Source organism: Polymorphum gilvum SL003B-26A1, from assembly GCF_000192745.1.
Taxonomy (GTDB): domain Bacteria; phylum Pseudomonadota; class Alphaproteobacteria; order Rhizobiales; family Stappiaceae; genus Polymorphum; species Polymorphum gilvum.
Window position 1 is genome coordinate 3,955,634 of record NC_015259.1, and the last position, 15,925, is coordinate 3,971,558.

Consider the following 15,925-nt stretch of genomic DNA (forward strand, 5'->3'; position numbering starts at 1 on the left):
GTCTCGGGTTCCGCCGTCACGCCAACACCACGCCAGCCTGAAGCTTCGCTCCGCGCTGGAATTCCGCGCCCGACATGGGCTTCTTGCCCGCGCGTTGCACCTGCAGCAACCGAACGGCACCGCTGCCGCACGCCACGACCGGTGCCTCCGAGACATCCAGAACCGTTCCGGCGACGCCGGTTCCGTCCTCGCTCCTGGCCTCGCTCCTGGCCTCGACCCTGGACCGCAAGACCTTGATCCGTTCGGTCCGCCCACCGAGGGCGACCTCGCACCAGGCTCCCGGGAAAGGCGAGAGGCCACGGATGTGATTGTGAACCGCAGCGGCACCCTTCGTCCAGTCGATGCGGCATTCGGCCTTTGAGATCTTGGCGGCATAGGTGGCGCCCGTCTCGGCCTGGGGCGTCTGCATGAGGGCGCCCCGCGACAGGGCGGCCAGTGCGCGCACCATGAGATCTGCGCCGAGCGTCGACAGCCGGTCATGCAGGTCGCCGGCGGTCATGTCGGGACCGATCGGCACGACCTCGGACATGCAGACCGGACCGGTGTCGAGCCCTTCCTCCATGCGCATCACCTCGACGCCGGTCTCGCGATCGCCAGCTATGATCGCCCGGTTGATCGGTGCCGCGCCCCGCCACCGGGGCAGGAGCGAGGCATGCAGGTTGAGGCAGCCTTCGCGCGGCGCCTCCAGGATCGGCTTCGGCAGCAGCAGGCCGTAGGCGACGACGACGGCGACATCGGCATCCAGGGCGGCAAAGCGCTCCTGTTCCTGCGGGTCCTTCAGCGAAGTCGGCGTGAAGACGGGAATGCCGAGGGTCTCGGCGGCCTCGTGGACCGGCGACTTGCGCAGGTCCATCCCCCGGCCGGCGGGCCGCGGCGGCTGGCTGTAGCAGGCGACAACCTCGTGGCCCTGCCCGACGATTTCCATGAGAGTTGGCACCGAGAATTCCGGCGTGCCCATGAAGACGATGCGTAGCGACATTCCGTTTCCGCTTTCCCTGAAAGGACCATCGCCCTTATTGCGCAAGGCGGACGCGCGGCGCAACAGCGCGCCGTGTCAGGAACAACCAAGCCGCAGGGATAGGGGAGGCACGCCGCCCGAAGCATGGGCCGTTCAGACCCGTTCGGCGTGGCGGGCCTGCTTGGCGAATTTCTTGACGACGCGGTCGCGCTTGAGCTTCGACAGGTAATCGATGAACAGCCTGCCGTTCAGGTGGTCGTATTCGTGCTGGATGCAGGTAGCCAGAAGTCCGTCGGCCTGCAGTTCCTGCTCGTCGCCGTCGCGATTGAAGAACCGGACGCGCACAGAAGCGGGCCGTTCGACCTCCTCGTAGTACTCCGGGATCGACAGGCAGCCTTCCTGGTAGACAGACATCTCCTCGGATGCCCAGACAATTTCCGGATTGATGAACACCATCGGGGCCCTGGGCTGATCCTCCTTGGCCACATCCAGCACGAACAGGCGCTTGAGCACGCCGATCTGGCTGGCGGCCAGACCGATTCCCGGCGCTGCATACATGGTTTCCAGCATGTCGTCGGCGAGCTTGCGGATTGCGTCGTCGACCTTGACGACCGGCTCGCAGTGCTGGCGCAGGACAGGGTCAGGGATGATCAGGATGTCGCGTTTCGTCATGGCTCTCAGATAGGCATTGGCGGGCAGACGGTCAACGCGAATCCGTTGCGGACAGGCGGCCAAGCCCCTCAAAAGCGGACAAGAACCGGCCTCATGCAAACAGCCGGCAAAATGCGTCGCCGATATCGGAGGCTGCGTCGGCACCCGAATCGTTCTATGTTTGTTTCATGCAGGATATCCTTTTCATTGTCGGCGACCGGTCGGTGACCGTGCTCGAGGTAACCGTCGCCGCCGGGCTGGCGATGCTTGCCTTCATCGTTCTGCTGGTCTTCAGCTCCCTGCGGCAGATCCGCTTGCGGGCAGCGGCCGACGCGGTGGCCGCCGAACGCATCCACGAACTGGAGGCCCACCTGTCGCAACTCCTGAAAAGCCAGGGTGAGATGACGGGACGGATGCAGACGATGGCGGAGGTGTTCGGCTCACGCCAGTCGGACATGATGCGCGCCGTCAACGAGCGGCTCGACGGCATGGGCCACAAGCTCGGCCTGTCGATGGCGGACACCACCAAGCAGACCCACGAGGGCCTGCGCCAGCTGCACGAGAGGCTGGCGGTCATCGACCGCGCCCAGCGCACGATCACCGACCTGTCCGGCCAGGTGGTCGAACTGCAGGCAATCCTCGCCAACAAGCAGACGCGCGGCGCCTTCGGCCAGGGACGCATGGAGGCGATCATCCAGGACCAGCTCGCCCCGAGCGCCTACAGCTTCCAGGCGACGCTGTCGAGCGGGTCGCGGCCGGACTGCCTGATCCACATGCCGAACGGCGCGCCGCCGCTGGCCATCGACGCCAAGTTCCCGCTCGAGGCCTTCAACCTGCTGCGCAAGGCGGAAGGGGACGACCGACTGAAGGCCGCCCAGGCGCAGTTCCGCCGCGACTTCACCAAGCACATCCAAGACATTAAGGAGCGCTACCTGATCCCCGGCGAGACGCAGGACACGGCATTCCTGTTCGTGCCGTCGGAAAGCGTGTTCGCCGAACTCAACGAGAATTTCGAGGATCTGGTCCAGAAGGCACACCGGGCACGAGTGGTGATCGTCTCGCCATCGCTGCTGATGCTGTCGATCCAGGTGATCCAGGCGGTCCTGCGCGATGCCCGCATGCGCGAGCAGGCTCATCTGATCCAGGCCGAGGTGGCCCACCTGAGCGACGACGTGGCGCGGCTCAACGACCGCGTCGGCAAGCTGCAGTCTCATTTCGCCCAGGCGAACAAGGACATCGACCAGATTCTGATCTCGACCGACAAGATCTCCAAGCGCAGCCGCAAGATCGAAGATCTGGACCTCGGCGAGATGCGCGAGGTCGTCGCGGACCAGAGTGAGCGGCTGCGGCTCGTGCCCGGAGACGACTGACGGCGTCCCTCTCAGCGCCGCAGGCGCCGAATGGCGGTCAAGGCGCCGAATTCGGTAGCGCCGATGCGGGCAACGGCCGCGTCCCGGGCTTCGTGCGCGACGGTCATGGTGAAGCCGTTGGCATGGAGCAGAAGGTCCGGCGCGCTCAGCACGCCGACATGGCCGCGCCAGAACAGGAGATCGCCGCGCCTCAGGCCGCGCGTCTCGAGCGGCAGGGCATCGCCGGCCTGGCGTTCCTGCAGGTCGCTGTCGCGTGGCAGGCTGTGGCCGCCAAAGGAGGCTGCAAGCTGGACGAGGGCGGAGCAATCCAGGCCGAGGGACGAGCGTCCGCCCCAGAGATAGGGCGTGCCGAGCAGGGCTTCCGCGACCGAGACCCAGTCGTCCGCACTCCTTCCCAGCGGCACGAGATGCCGTGCGACCACGGCAGACCCATCGGCCAGCAGGGCATACTCGAGTCCGCGTGTGACTGCATGACCGGTAACGGCGACACGTGCGCCGAGCGAGAGCATGCCGAGCGGCGGCGCCTTCAGTTCAGGACCGGGATATCGGAATGTGCGCAGCGCCGAGACCTTGTGCGTCGTCTCGCGGAAAGGACCGATGCCGTCGGAGGAGAACCAGCCGACATAGCCATCCGTTTCGAGTTGACCCCAGGCCCACCCTTCCATCGTCTCCTCGTAAACGGTGATCGCCTCGCCGAACAGCGCTTCGGTGTCGATCGGACAGTCCGGCCGCGGCTCGCGGCGGAAGGCCAGCACGTCGGCTGTCACACTCCGCCTGGTGCCATCGACGAACCGGGCGGCGGCGACGCGGCCCTCATAGGCGCGTGCCGCGAGGTCTGGCCTGACGGGATGCAGTCGTCTGTCCAGTTGTTCCAGCAAGACGGTTTCCTTCAGCGTGGCAAGGCCTTGGCCTTCTCGGCAACAAGGTCGCCGAGACGGTCGAGATAGAGTGCGCCCTCGACCGTGCGGGTGATGACGACATTACGCCTGTCGGCCTCGTCACGCCGGCGCGACAGCAGGCGCATGGCGCCGAGCGTGTCCAACGCCCGCGTGATCGCCGGCTTGGTGACGCCGAGCCTGGCGGCGAGGCCACGGACCGTGTGAGGCGGCGGCTCTAGATAGACGGTCAGCAGAATCGTCATCTGGCGGGCGGACAGATCCTGATCGCCATCGCGGACCAGCGCCAGATTGACCTCGTGCCAGAGTTTCAGCGCCTGGGAAGCACGAATGTCAATCGCCATGGCGACGGCGCCTTCCTGGTCTGTTGCCGATCCGGACCATTGAACCGCGAAATCGTTTCGGTTCCGTTATTTAATTCCCGGATAGCGTTCCTGCAACAGCGCAAACAAGGCCCGGATGCCCTGCGCCTCGCCGCCCGTCGGCTTGCCTGGTCGCTCGATCGGCGTCCAGGCAAAGATATCGAAATGCGCCCACGCCTTCGCCTTCTCGACGAAACGGGACAGGAACAGGGCTGCAGTGATCGACCCGGCGTAGCCGGCGCCGGAGGTATTGACATGGTTAATGTCGGCGATCTTGCTGTCGAGGTATTTCATGTAGGGCTGCCACAGGGGCAAGCGCCAAAGCGGGTCGTTTTCCGCCTCGGCCTTCGCAGCCAGCGCCAACGCGAGGTCCTCGTCATCGGTGTAGACCGGGGGCAGGTCGGGGCCAAGGGCGACCCGCGCGGCGCCGGTCAGAGTAGCCATGTCGACGATCAGGTCCGGTTCCTCCTCATCGGCCAGGGCCAGCGCGTCGGCGAGCACCAGCCTTCCTTCCGCGTCGGTGTTGCCGATTTCCACGCTCAACCCCTTGCGGCTGGGCAGGATGTCGCCGGGACGGAAGGCAGAGCCGGAGATCGCATTTTCCACCGCCGGGATCAGGACCCGGAGACGGATCGGCAGGCCGGCGTCCATGATCATGGCCGCGAGGCCGAGAACGTTCGCCGCCCCACCCATGTCCTTCTTCATCAGCAGCATGGAACTCGACGGCTTGATGTCGAGGCCGCCGGTATCGAACACCACGCCCTTGCCGACCAGCGTCACCTTGGGGTGGGCCGCCTCGCCCCACCGGCAATCGATGAGCCGCGGTGCGCGGTTGCTCGCACGGCCGACCGCGTGGATCATGGGAAAGCCCTGTTTCAGCAGATCGTCGCCGACGATGACCTCTGCCGTCCCGCCATGTCGCGCGAAGAGACCGACAGCGGCCTCAGCGAGTTCCGCCGGCCCCATGTCGTTGGAAGGCGTGTTGATCAGGTCGCGCGCAAGCGCCACGCCGGCACCGATACGCCGCAGACGTGCGAGCATGTCGCCATCGGCGATGACCAGGCGCGGCAGCGGCCTAGCCTCGGCGGAGCGATAGCGCGTGAAGCGATAAGACGAGAGGGCGAAGCCCAACGCGGCCCGTTCGGGATCGGGAAAGCCTTCGGCGAGACAGTAGTCGCCGGCCGGCAGCGCGGCGACAAGCGCACCTGCGGCGAAGGTATCCCCCAGCCCAGTCCCCTGCCCTGTTTCCTGGCCAGTCCCCTGCCCTGTCTCCGGAACGCCGAACAGGACTGCCTGGGGCCGTTCGGCATCCCCCGGCAAGACCAGGACGGTGCCGGCCGCAGCCTTGTAGCCCTGAAGGGTCGCCCAGTCTGCTGCGCCTTGCCCCAGTTGGGATAACCTGTCCGCCAGAGTCCGGGTGCAAACGGCATGAATCGAGACGGGCGACACGGCATCGGCCAAGGCGAGCAGGCTGTCGGACACGGTTTGGATCTCCAGCATCGAAACGGAAGAGCCCAGGTCTACGCTGCCCCCCGGCGCATTTCAATGGTTGCCCGCCGGATGGACTGAGACCGACAAAGCCACTGTTTAACAAAGCATTAGGGTTAATAAGTTATTGCTCTTAGGAAATCGCACAGTTCGCTGCCCGAGTTTCGAGGAGAAGTTCATGGTCCATCCCGCCTGCTGCGGGACCGTTTCCCGGCCCCGCCTCGTTCCGCTCGCCGCCGCTGTGGCGGCTGCCCTCCTCGTCAGCGGCTGCGCCTCTTCCAAGAAGGTGATCGGTACCCATTCGAGCCCCACCCAGAGCTATGTCGCCCCCGGTTCGGCGGACGCGCGACGCGAGGTGGCATCATGGTCGAAATCCTACGAGCGTAACCCCTCCGACCGCACGGCCGTGCTCGGCTATGCCAATGCCCTGCGCCGCAACGGCCAGATCGAGCAGGCCATGGCCGTGCTGCGCTCGGCGATCATTGCCAACGGCAATGACCGTGAGATCGCGTCGGCCTATGGCAAGATCCTGGCGATGAACGGCAACTTCGCCGAGGCGCTGAACGTGCTCCAGGCGGCGCAGACACCCCAGAACCCGGACTGGCGGCTACTGTCTGCGGAAGGCGCGGTCCACGACCAGATGGGCAACCACGCCCGGGCGCGGTCGCTCTATAACCAGGCGAGCAAGATCGCGCCGGACGAGCCGAGCCTGCTCAACAATCTCGGCCTGTCGCACCTTCTGTCCGGGGAGTTGCCGGAAGCCGAATACACCCTGCGCAAGGCCTCCCAAAGCCCACGCGCCGACAGCCGGATCAGGCAGAATCTGGCGCTCGCGCTTGGCCTGCAGGGCAAGTTCGCGGAAGCCGAGCAAGTGGCTCGCAGCGAACTCGACCCCGCCCAGGCGGAAGCCAACATCGCCTATCTGAAGACAATGATCGCGCAAAGCCGCAGCTGAACGGACGAGGTCTCGCGCAGCGTCCCGCGGGCGAACGTCGACCGTCGGCAAGGCATCACCACGGGCAAGCGTCCGGATGCGGAGGCTCCGGAGCCGAGCCCCGCCGGCCTAGCGGAAGGTTGCGATGATCTGCATGACCGCCGGCCCCATGATCACGAAGAAGAGCACGGGCAGGAAGAACACGATCATCGGCACCGTGAGCTTCGGCGGCAAGGAAGCGGCCTTCTTTTCCGCTTCCTGCATGCGCTGCTCGCGGTTGTCGTCGGCCATGACCCGCAGCGCATGGCCGATCGGCGTGCCGTAGCGTTCCGCCTGGATCAACGCCATGGTGACATTCTTGACGCCGTCGACGCCGGTGCGCTTGGCGAAATTCAGGTAGGCCTGGCGGCGCTCCTGGAGAAAGGACAGTTCCGCATTGGTGAGGGTGAGTTCCTCGGCGAGCGGAATCGACTGGATGCCTATCTCGTCGGCCACCTTGCGGAAGGCGGCTTCGATCGACATGCCGGATTCCACGCAGATCAGCATAAGGTCGAGCGCATCCGGCCAGGCCCGGCGAATCGACTGCTGGCGCTTGGTGATCCGGTTCTGGATGTAGACATTGGGCGCAAAGACGCCGATGCCGCCGACGAACAGAGCCGCGCAGACCTTCGTGAAGCTGGGCAATGTGGCCGGCAGAAAGGCAAAGACGTAGAACAGCGCGATCACGAACAGGATCAACGGCATCACGATACGCGCAAAGAGGAAGGTGTAGAGCGGGCCGGTGCCGCGGTAGCCGGCCATGCGAAGCTTGTCCTGGGTATTCTCGTCGGCGAGTGCCGTGCGCAGGTTCAGCTTGTCGACCAGGTTCTTGACCTGCTTCTTCGGCTGATTGCGCAGGGAGACCCGCGTATCGCCCTTTTCGGTCGCAAGGCGTGCCCGTTCGCGGGCGCGGATCTTCTCGCGCTCGAGAGCGACGGTCTTCATCCGCGACTTCAGTCCGTCGCGCTCGAACACCGGCATGACGAGCGTGAAGACGGTACCCGCCACGGCGACCATAGTCAGGACCGCGATGACCATCTGGCTGTTGGCAAGATCCGAGAAGCCCATGCCGGCGCCCTTCCTAGAAGTCGAAGTTGATCATGTTCTTCATGACCATCGAACCGATGAACATCCAGAGCAGGCCGCCGGCGATGATCATGTTGCCGGCTGTCTCGGTAAACAAGAGCATGATGTAATCGGGAGCGATCAGGTACAGGATCAACGAGACGATGAACGGCAGAGAACCGATGATTGCCGCCGAGGATTTCGCCTCAGAGCTCAGCGCCCGGATCTTGCCCTTGAGCGTCTTGCGGCCCCGCAGAACCTTGCCGAGATTGCCGAGGGCCTCGGACAGGCCGCCGCCGGCCTGCTGCTGGATTGCCACGACGATGGCGAAAAAGTTCGCTTCCGCCAGCGGTACCCGGTCCGGAAGACGGCCCACGGCCTCGGTCAGCGTCAGTCCCATGACCTGAGCCTCGACGATTTTGCGGAACTCGCCGGCCACTGGATCGCGCGCCTCCGAGGCGACGATCTTGATGCAGTCCCCGAGCGGCAGACCTGCCTTGACGCCGCGCACGATGATGTCGACGGCGTTCGGCAGTTCGTTCAGGAACGCATCGAACCGCTTCCGCCGCCGCCGGGCGAGATACCAGCGCGGAAAGCCGAGGCCACCGACGAAGGCGATGGCCAGCGTGAGGATCGGCGAGCGGGTCAGAAGAAAGCCGAGAATCAGGAACACGAGGCCGCTGACGATACTGAAGATGATAAAATGCTTGCGTTCCCAGTCGAGGCCAGCCTGTTCGAGCCGATTTGTAAGGGTCAGACTGTTGGCCCTCTTCTGGCGGGCCTTCTGCTTCTCCTCGAACTCCTTCAACTGGTCCTGCACCGACTTGCGCCGCTTCTCGGCGTCGCGCACGGGCCGGCGATCGGACGCTGCCTGGGGGCGGGCGGCGATCTGGCCGAGGCGCTGCTCGCGCCGCTTGGACCCGCTCAGAACCGGCTCGAACAGGGCGTAGATCACTCCGCCGATGCTGAAGGCGGCAAGCAGCGCCACGGCAATCGTCGTCAGTTCCGGCGTGAGCAAGGCATCAAGGCTAGTCATTGACAAGCTCCGCCGCCTCGGCGGCATCCAGGGCCGCTGCCAAACGCTGTTCCTCGCCGAAGTAGCGCGCCCGCTCCCAGAACTTCGGTCGACCGATGCCTGTCGAGCGATGCCGGCCGATGATGCGACCGCTCGCGTCCTCGCCGATGATGTCGTAGAGGAAGATGTCCTGGGTGATGATCACGTCGCCTTCCATGCCCATCACCTCGGTGATGTGGGTGATGCGGCGCGAGCCGTCCCTGAGACGCGCGGCCTGGACGATGACGTCGATCGAAGAGACGATCATCTCGCGCAGCGTCTTCGACGGCAGCGAAAAACCGCCCATCGTGATCATGGATTCCACGCGCGAGAGCGCCTCGCGCGGCGAATTGGCGTGCAGCGTGCCCATCGAGCCGTCGTGACCGGTGTTCATGGCCTGCAGCAGGTCGAACGCCTCCGGTCCGCGCACTTCGCCGACGATGATGCGTTCGGGACGCATGCGAAGGCAGTTCTTCACCAGGTCGCGCATGGTGACCTCGCCTTCGCCCTCCAGGTTGGGCGGCCGCGTTTCGAGGCGCACCACATGCGGCTGCTGCAACTGGAGTTCGGCGCTGTCCTCGCAGGTGATGATGCGTTCGGTGGTATCGATGTAGGCAGTCAGACAGTTCAGCAACGTCGTCTTACCCGAGCCCGTGCCGCCGGAGACGAGGACATTACAGCGCGACCGGCCAATGATCTGGAGGATCGTCGCTCCCTCCGGCGTGATGGAGCCGAACTTCACCAGTTGGTCGAGGGTGAGCTTGTCCTTCTTGAATTTGCGGATCGTCAACGCCGGGCCATCGATTGCGAGCGGAGGCGCGATGACGTTGACGCGCGACCCGTCGGGCAGGCGCGCGTCGCAGATCGGGCTCGATTCGTCGACCCGGCGGCCGACCTGGCTGACGATCCGCTGGCAGATGTTCATCAGTTGCGCGTTGTCGCGGAACGCGATGTTGGTCTGCTGCATCTTGCCTTCGGTTTCGATGTAGACCGTGTGGGCGCCGTTGACCATGATGTCGGCGATGTCGTCGCGCGCCAGAAGCGGTTCGAGCGGACCATAGCCGAGTACGTCGTTGCAGATGTCCTCGAGCAGATCCTCCTGCTCGGAAATCGACATGACGACATTCTTCAGGGCGATGATGTCATTGACGACGTCTCGGATCTCGTCGCGGGCATCCTCCGGGCCGAGACGGCTTAGCTGCGACAAGTCGATCGCCTCGACCAGGGCATTGAAGATGGAGGACTTGGTCTCGTAATACTCGGGTGAGCGGCGGCGGCTGCGGTCGTCGTCCTTTTTAACCATCTGGGACGCCGCCGCCTGGATCACCTTGTCGATGTCCGCGGCGCGGCTTTCTCGCGGAGCGAGGTCGGCCGGCGGGGCCATCGGCTCCGGCGCCGGCGACGGCCGCGGCTCGACTACCGGTCGTGTGACCGGCGACGATCCTGGCGTCGTATTTCCGCGTCTCCCGAACATGTCGGCTCCACTCTTACCTTGGCGCGCGCCGTCAGGCGCCCTTGCCCTTCCTGAGGATCGACAGCAGCGATCCGAAAGGCGACCGGCGGCTCTTCTTCACCTCGCTGCGTCCGGACACGACCTGCGAGACGGTGTTGAACACCTCGTTGATCGCGTGCTTGCCATCCAGCTCGGCAATCATCTGGCCGTTGTTGGCGGCGGTACCGAACAGTTGCGGCTCGAAGGGGATCGCCGCCAGCACCGCAAGATTCAGCGCCTTAGCGAATTCGTCAGGCTTGATCTCGGGGCGCTTGGGGATGTTGACGCGGTTCATGACCAAATGCGGCGGACCGTCGTTCGGCCGCAGGTGCCTGAGCGTGTCGACGAGGTTCTTGGCGTTGCGCAGGTTGGCCAGGTCGGGCTCGGCGACCATGATCACCTCGTCGGCCGCCACGAGCATGTGCTTGACCCATCCGTTCCAGGCATGGGGCACGTCCAGGACGATCGTCGGGGTGCCCTGGCGCATGACATCGACCAGCGCATCAAACGAGGTGTCGGAATAGTCGTAGGTCCGCTCCAGAGACGCCGGAGCGGCAAGCAGGCTGAGGCGATCCGAGCAGCGGGACAGGATACGGTCGAGAAACGTTTCGTCGAGGCGCTCCGGCGCGGACACTGCCTCGTAAACGCCCTGCAGGGGATCCTGGTTGAAATCGAGTCCGGCGGTGCCGAATGGCAGGTCGAGGTCGGCCAGCACCACCTCGTTCTGAAAGTCCCGCGCGATCGACCACGCGACGTTGTGCGCGATGGTCGAGGCGCCGCAGCCCCCCTTCACCCCGAAGAAGGCGATCGTCCGCCCGAGCGGGGCAGACTGCGGGTCGCAATAGAGTTCTCCGACCGCACCGATCATCTGGAATACGCTGATTGGCGCCACGAGATATTCGCTGACGCCTCGATGGATCAACTCGCGGTAGAGCGCAACGTCGTTCACGTGGCCGATGACGATGACCTTCGTGCCGGCGTCACAGAATTCTGCAAGACGATCGAGGTCGGCAACTAAGACATCCGGCGCGGCGGCGCTTTCGAGCACGATCAGGTTCGGGGTGGGCGCCTGTGAGTAGAACTCGATCGACGCCGGAATGCCGCCCATGTGAACCTTCACATGGGCTTTGGTCATGCGACGGTCCTCGCCGGCGGCCTCGATCACCTTGGCCGTCTCGGGATCGATACAGAAGGCCTGAAGCGAAATCCGGGGAACCGACCGGATTTCGGGCGCCTGAACGACCGGCTGGAGGGTGCCGGTCTCGTCGGGCAGGGCCCCGTAGTTGCCCTGGGCGGCGGCGGTGGTCATGTCAGCTCTCCGCTCTTTCCCTAGTTCGAATCGGAGACGGACGCGCCGTCGCCTTCCTTGTAGTCCGAGGCCGTCTGCTCGCCGGCACGATATTTCTGGAACACGGTCGCCCGGCGCATCTGGTCGGCCGGCGTCATAGCCCGAGGTCCAAGGAGGTCGGCGGGGTTGTCGACCATGGCCGCCAGGTTCGCCTGAGTGGCACACCCGAAGTTGTAATAGTCCTGATTGGCATTCAGGCTGCCGCCGATGTTGGCAGGCCATTCTCCGCAGGGACCGGCGGACGCCTTGATCCGCGTGTAGGCGAGCCGGATAGGCGCCTGGGCAGTAGCGTCGTCGACCGGGTATGACCGCGTCGAAACGTGGGTACCGGAAACCCCGCCGAGCGCGAGTGCCGACCGGATCCTCGGCGTCACCGCATGGACGGCAGCCTCGTTTGCTGCCCCGGACGGAACCAGGATCTCGACGTGTCCGTTGCCATTGCGGCGCGACGCTTGACCGAACTCGGTCACCCGCTCGGCGAAATCGCGATTGAGATTTCGGGTGCTTTGCCCGACCGGGAGATCGAGGGTTTCTGCCTGTTCGGTGATCACGATGGGATGGCGCAGCCGATAGTCGTTGGTGGCGGCCAGAGGCGCCGACGTCTGACCACTCTGGCAACCCGCCAGCGCCGCCGCCGAAACCGCCGTTGCGCAAAGAGCCATGACCCGGAGAGACCGGCTGCTCGGGAAACTCATACGCATGGCCCGCTCCTCACTCATAGATGTAGCCCACCTGGCCGTGGTAGGTACCCGGCACCTTGGCACCGGACACCCCGAACAGCTTGTTGATGCGGTTCAGGAATACCGTCTCTGCATCCGACGGCGGAAGGAAGTTCTGGTCCGGCCTCGTCAGCGCGTTCGCCGCAACCGGAGTGACCACATAGGGCGTGACGAAGACCACCAGTTCGGTCTGCTGACGCAGGAAGTCGCGGCTCTTGAACAGAGCCCCGAGGACGGGCAGTTGCATCAAGCCCGGAATGCCGTTGACCGCCTGCTTGTAGGTCTCCTTGAGGAGGCCCGCCATCACAAGCGTGCCACCGGAGGGAAGCTCGACGGTAGACTCCGCGCGACGCACCTTCAGTGCCGAGATCACGATGCCGCCTGTCGTGACCGCCCCGTCATTGGTCAGCTCACTGACTTCGGTCTTGACGCGCATGCTGATGCGGCCGCCCGAGAGGACTACCGGTGTGAAATCGAGGCCGACGCCGAACTTCTTGAATTCGACGCCGATGGTGTCGTTGTCCTGGCTGACGGGAACCGGAAACTCGCCGCCGGCCAGGAAGCTGGCGTTCTCACCGGAGATGGCGGTCAGGGTCGGTTCTGCGAGGGTGCGGATGACGCCGTCGCGTTGCAGTGCCTGAATCTCGGCATTGACATTGGTGCCGCCGGCCAGAAATCCGATGCCTCCGGTCGCCTGGGAGGTGATGCCGGGGTTGACCGGGAAATCGGACGCGCTGTTGAAAGTACCCCTATAGTTGCCGATGCCTATCGATCCGGACAGGTTCACGCCAAGCTGCTTGACGACCGACCGGTCCACCTCGGCAACAGTAACCTTTAGCTGGATCTGGTCCTTGCCGGCGACCGAAATCATGTTGAGCACCGGCAGGGCGCCCGCTCCGCTGCCACCGAACCGCGTAGCGAGATCCGCCGCACTCTGGGCGTCGGCCGCACTGACCGCGGTTCCCGACAGGACAACGTTGCCGTTAATGGACTCGGCATGGATATCGGAATTCGGCAGCACTCGCTTCAGGAGGGCGCTCAGGTCCGAGGTATCCGGCTCGACACGAAGATTGAAACTCGCCAGTTCGCGGCCGTTGCGCCCGAACAGGACGAGGTTCGCCTGGCCTGCCTTGTTGCCGAGCACGAACACCCGGTTCTTGCTGCGCACCACCGCATCCGCGATCTCGGGGTTGGAAACGAGGACGTCCGCAACATCTTCTGCGACGTTGACGACCACCGAGCGTCCGAGGCCGACACGCAGCAGCCGCGCAGTGGCGCGCTCGCCCGCAGCGACATGAACGGTTTTGGGGAAGCCGTCGTCGGCCCGTGCAGCCGGCATGGCCGAGACCGTGACCAAGACCGCCAGAGCCGCCAACAGACCGGTCGCAAAACGCCTGCCACTCATGACTGCTTCCTTCATGCTAGCCCACACGCGATGGCTCCCGGTTCCCGCCGTCATCGCGTCGAGCCCTGACTGGACACGCCATATTTTACGAAGCTGACGCCGCCTTTGCGGCTGATCGGACCGTCCATCTCGTCGCCGGAATCCTGGGCGCTGCGCAGGGCGAGGGAAATGGTCCCGATCTGCTGCGCCTGGGCGACGACTTCCGCCTGCTCCAGGCTGAGTTCGAGCGTGGCGGTGCGGTCCGGAGACAGCGACTTCTCGTCCTGTTCGCCGGCCGTCGTCGTGTCGATGGCCAAGACCCGAACGTTCTCCAGGATCGTTTCGCTCCTGGCATTGCTGCGGTTGGAATCCGAACTGCGGGTAAGAATGACATCGACCTTGTCACCGGGAAGGATGAACCCGCCTGCAGTCGTTTCCGCTTCAACGCCGACGGCGATCGCCCGCTTGCCCTTGGGCAGGATGGCAGCCATGAAGCCGCGGTCGGTGCGGATCAAGCGCTGTCCGCGGATCGGCTCACCACTGTAGATCGGCGCCTTGGCAATCTGGCCGACCATGAGCTCCTCTGCGTCAGGCTGGTTCTGGCGCGTGATCGCGCCTTGCGGAACGACATTTTCCGGCCATTCTGCCCAACTGATATCGGAGGCAGCCAGGTGATCGCCCAACCGTATATCTCGCGTGGCAACCAGAACCGCGACAGTCTGCTTCTCCGGCTCAACCCGCTCGACGGTCTGCGGCACTTCGGGGGCCTTGGTCGTCATCACCATGCGGGCTGCGAGGAGACCTGCGCCCATGGCAACGCCCAGGATCATCAAACGTGCATATTTCATTGCAAACCATCCACGATACGCGCGACGCCAAGGGGGCTCCTTGGCGGCAGTGTGGACGGCAAATCGTCAAAACATGGTTAACCAGAGGTGATTGAAATTGGTTAACTTCTTTTAGTTTTTGTTAAGCAAGTATTTATAAATCTTCAGTGACCTCACCGCCCGCAATTCGATGATCCGGCACCCTCAATACAGATCATAAGCTGACGCTCAGCCAAGCGCCGCTAGCGCGAACCAGTGCGTCGTCGGATAGGTCTGCAGGGCCGCTGCGGCAATGGCGATACCGTAAGGGATGCCGGTCCGGGTATCGTGGAGTCTCAGCATCCACTCCTGCCGGCCGAGACCACCGGGCAGATACGGCAGGCGGCGGAAACTCAGTAGTACGATGGTCAGAACCATGCCGTAGATGGTCGTGAGCATCAAAAAGGCGACCAGGTGAGACGACAAGCCGAGCCAAAGACCGATCGCGCTGGCGATCTTGGCATCGCCGCCGCCCATCCAACCCATTGCGAACAAGAAGAAGCATACCGCCAATACGGTGCCTCCGGCCACGGCGTGCAGAGCGATCTCCGCGACCGACATGCCCGTCGCGACCGCCAGGACGACAAAAGCGCCGGCGAGCAGGAGAGACACGCGGTTCGGAATTGTCATGGTGAGCAGGTCGGATGCGGCTGCAAAAGCAACCAGAACGGGAAAGACTACGAGCAGAGCAGCTTCCAACATGGGTCAAGACTCCGATCAACCGGTTCGATCATGTCCGAATGTCGGTAAAAAAGCGGGCCCGCTTGGTGGCGTTCCAAGCGGGCCGCAAACGTTTGGCGCGGGGCCGGTCAGGACGCCGGCTTGGCCTTGGCCAGCTCGGTGCTGATCTTGGTAAAGACCGAGCTCAGGTCGGTGCCGATGGTGACCACGGTGCCGACGATCACGACCGAGATCAGGCCGGCGATCAGGCCGTATTCGATTGCGGTGGCGCCGGACTCGTCCTTGGCAAAGCGCGCGAAAAGATTCTTCATGGTTTGCTCCTAGTACCACATGTTTTGACAGCTTCGTCCGTCGACCTTGTTTCCGGTCGATCGAACATGCTTGCACTGTAAGAAGCACTCCTTGCTTTTCAGTTAAAGCATCAAGAATTCGCATCAACTTTTGTAGCTCTGGTCGTTATGGTTAATGTTTCGTTTAATATTTTTACTAATAATTTAATTATTATATATTCATTAATTAATGTTTACTTCAATAAATATAGGCTGAATTCCTCTATTTACTCTCAACCTATTTATCACTTAAGCTTGCCATCAGCTTGCAGGACTGTACTCAGTACCC

At 63.9% G+C, this 15,925-nt stretch carries 16 protein-coding genes; 2 read left to right on the forward strand and 14 right to left on the reverse strand.

The features are described from left to right. Window positions 1-16: 16 nt before the first annotated feature. Window positions 17-979 carry a methionyl-tRNA formyltransferase gene (gene fmt / locus SL003B_RS18420; protein ID WP_013654381.1) on the reverse strand — a complete coding sequence of 321 codons (963 nt, stop codon included), beginning with the start codon at window positions 977-979 and terminating at the stop codon, window positions 17-19. Window positions 980-1,111: 132 nt separating this feature from the next. Continuing rightward, a complete protein-coding gene (gene def, locus SL003B_RS18425; protein WP_013654382.1) occupies window positions 1,112-1,630 on the reverse strand; it encodes a peptide deformylase in 519 nt (172 codons plus the stop codon). Between the two features lie 167 nt (window positions 1,631-1,797). On the opposite strand from def, the gene SL003B_RS18430 reads away from it, so the two are divergent. Beyond that, window positions 1,798-2,979 carry a DNA recombination protein RmuC gene (locus tag SL003B_RS18430; RefSeq protein WP_013654383.1) on the forward strand — a complete coding sequence of 394 codons (1,182 nt, stop codon included), beginning with the start codon at window positions 1,798-1,800 and terminating at the stop codon, window positions 2,977-2,979. 11 nt (window positions 2,980-2,990) lie between these two features. Here the strand turns inward: SL003B_RS18430 and SL003B_RS18435 are convergent, their stop codons facing one another. From SL003B_RS18435 to SL003B_RS18445, 3 genes are all read right to left on the reverse strand, one after another. Then, a complete protein-coding gene (locus tag SL003B_RS18435; protein ID WP_013654384.1) occupies window positions 2,991-3,857 on the reverse strand; it encodes a C40 family peptidase in 867 nt (288 codons plus the stop codon). A gap of 11 nt (window positions 3,858-3,868) precedes the next feature. Next, window positions 3,869-4,219 carry a MarR family transcriptional regulator gene (locus tag SL003B_RS18440; RefSeq protein ID WP_013654385.1) on the reverse strand — a complete coding sequence of 117 codons (351 nt, stop codon included), beginning with the start codon at window positions 4,217-4,219 and terminating at the stop codon, window positions 3,869-3,871. Between the two features lie 66 nt (window positions 4,220-4,285). After that, on the reverse strand, window positions 4,286-5,719 hold the full coding sequence (locus SL003B_RS18445; protein ID WP_013654386.1) for a leucyl aminopeptidase family protein: 1,434 nt from the start codon (window positions 5,717-5,719) through the stop codon (window positions 4,286-4,288). 184 nt (window positions 5,720-5,903) lie between these two features. Between SL003B_RS18445 and SL003B_RS18450 the strand changes: the two genes are divergently transcribed. Beyond that, window positions 5,904-6,680 (forward strand): tetratricopeptide repeat protein, encoded by a 777-nt coding sequence (locus SL003B_RS18450; protein ID WP_013654387.1) that lies wholly within the window; start codon window positions 5,904-5,906, stop codon window positions 6,678-6,680. A 108-nt stretch (window positions 6,681-6,788) separates the two neighbouring features. Here the strand turns inward: SL003B_RS18450 and SL003B_RS18455 are convergent, their stop codons facing one another. From SL003B_RS18455 to SL003B_RS18495, 9 genes are all read right to left on the reverse strand, one after another. Continuing rightward, window positions 6,789-7,766, reverse strand: a complete 978-nt coding sequence (locus SL003B_RS18455; RefSeq protein WP_013654388.1) for a type II secretion system F family protein — start codon at window positions 7,764-7,766, stop codon at window positions 6,789-6,791. Window positions 7,767-7,779: 13 nt separating this feature from the next. Then, window positions 7,780-8,799 (reverse strand): type II secretion system F family protein, encoded by a 1,020-nt coding sequence (locus tag SL003B_RS18460; RefSeq protein WP_013654389.1) that lies wholly within the window; start codon window positions 8,797-8,799, stop codon window positions 7,780-7,782. Further along, window positions 8,792-10,201 (reverse strand): TadA family conjugal transfer-associated ATPase, encoded by a 1,410-nt coding sequence (locus tag SL003B_RS18465; protein WP_013654390.1) that lies wholly within the window; start codon window positions 10,199-10,201, stop codon window positions 8,792-8,794. The genes SL003B_RS18460 and SL003B_RS18465 overlap by 8 nt, the downstream gene beginning before the upstream one ends. A 121-nt stretch (window positions 10,202-10,322) precedes the next feature. Continuing rightward, window positions 10,323-11,618: a CpaE/TadZ family protein gene (locus SL003B_RS18470; RefSeq protein ID WP_013654391.1), complete on the reverse strand. Its 1,296-nt coding sequence runs from the start codon at window positions 11,616-11,618 to the stop codon at window positions 10,323-10,325. A gap of 20 nt (window positions 11,619-11,638) precedes the next feature. Further along, window positions 11,639-12,358, reverse strand: coding sequence for a CpaD family pilus assembly protein (locus SL003B_RS18475; protein WP_013654392.1), 720 nt, complete (start codon window positions 12,356-12,358; stop codon window positions 11,639-11,641). Between the two features lie 10 nt (window positions 12,359-12,368). Beyond that, entirely contained in the window at window positions 12,369-13,781 is a 1,413-nt protein-coding gene (locus SL003B_RS18480; protein ID WP_013654393.1) for a type II and III secretion system protein family protein, read from the reverse strand. Window positions 13,782-13,831: 50 nt separating this feature from the next. Then, entirely contained in the window at window positions 13,832-14,608 is a 777-nt protein-coding gene (gene cpaB / locus SL003B_RS18485) for a Flp pilus assembly protein CpaB (protein WP_013654394.1), read from the reverse strand. Between the two features lie 207 nt (window positions 14,609-14,815). Next, on the reverse strand, window positions 14,816-15,328 hold the full coding sequence (locus tag SL003B_RS18490) for an A24 family peptidase (RefSeq protein ID WP_013654395.1): 513 nt from the start codon (window positions 15,326-15,328) through the stop codon (window positions 14,816-14,818). Window positions 15,329-15,435: 107 nt separating this feature from the next. Continuing rightward, entirely contained in the window at window positions 15,436-15,618 is a 183-nt protein-coding gene (locus tag SL003B_RS18495) for a Flp family type IVb pilin (RefSeq protein WP_013654396.1), read from the reverse strand. Between the last annotated feature and the right edge of the window lie 307 nt (window positions 15,619-15,925).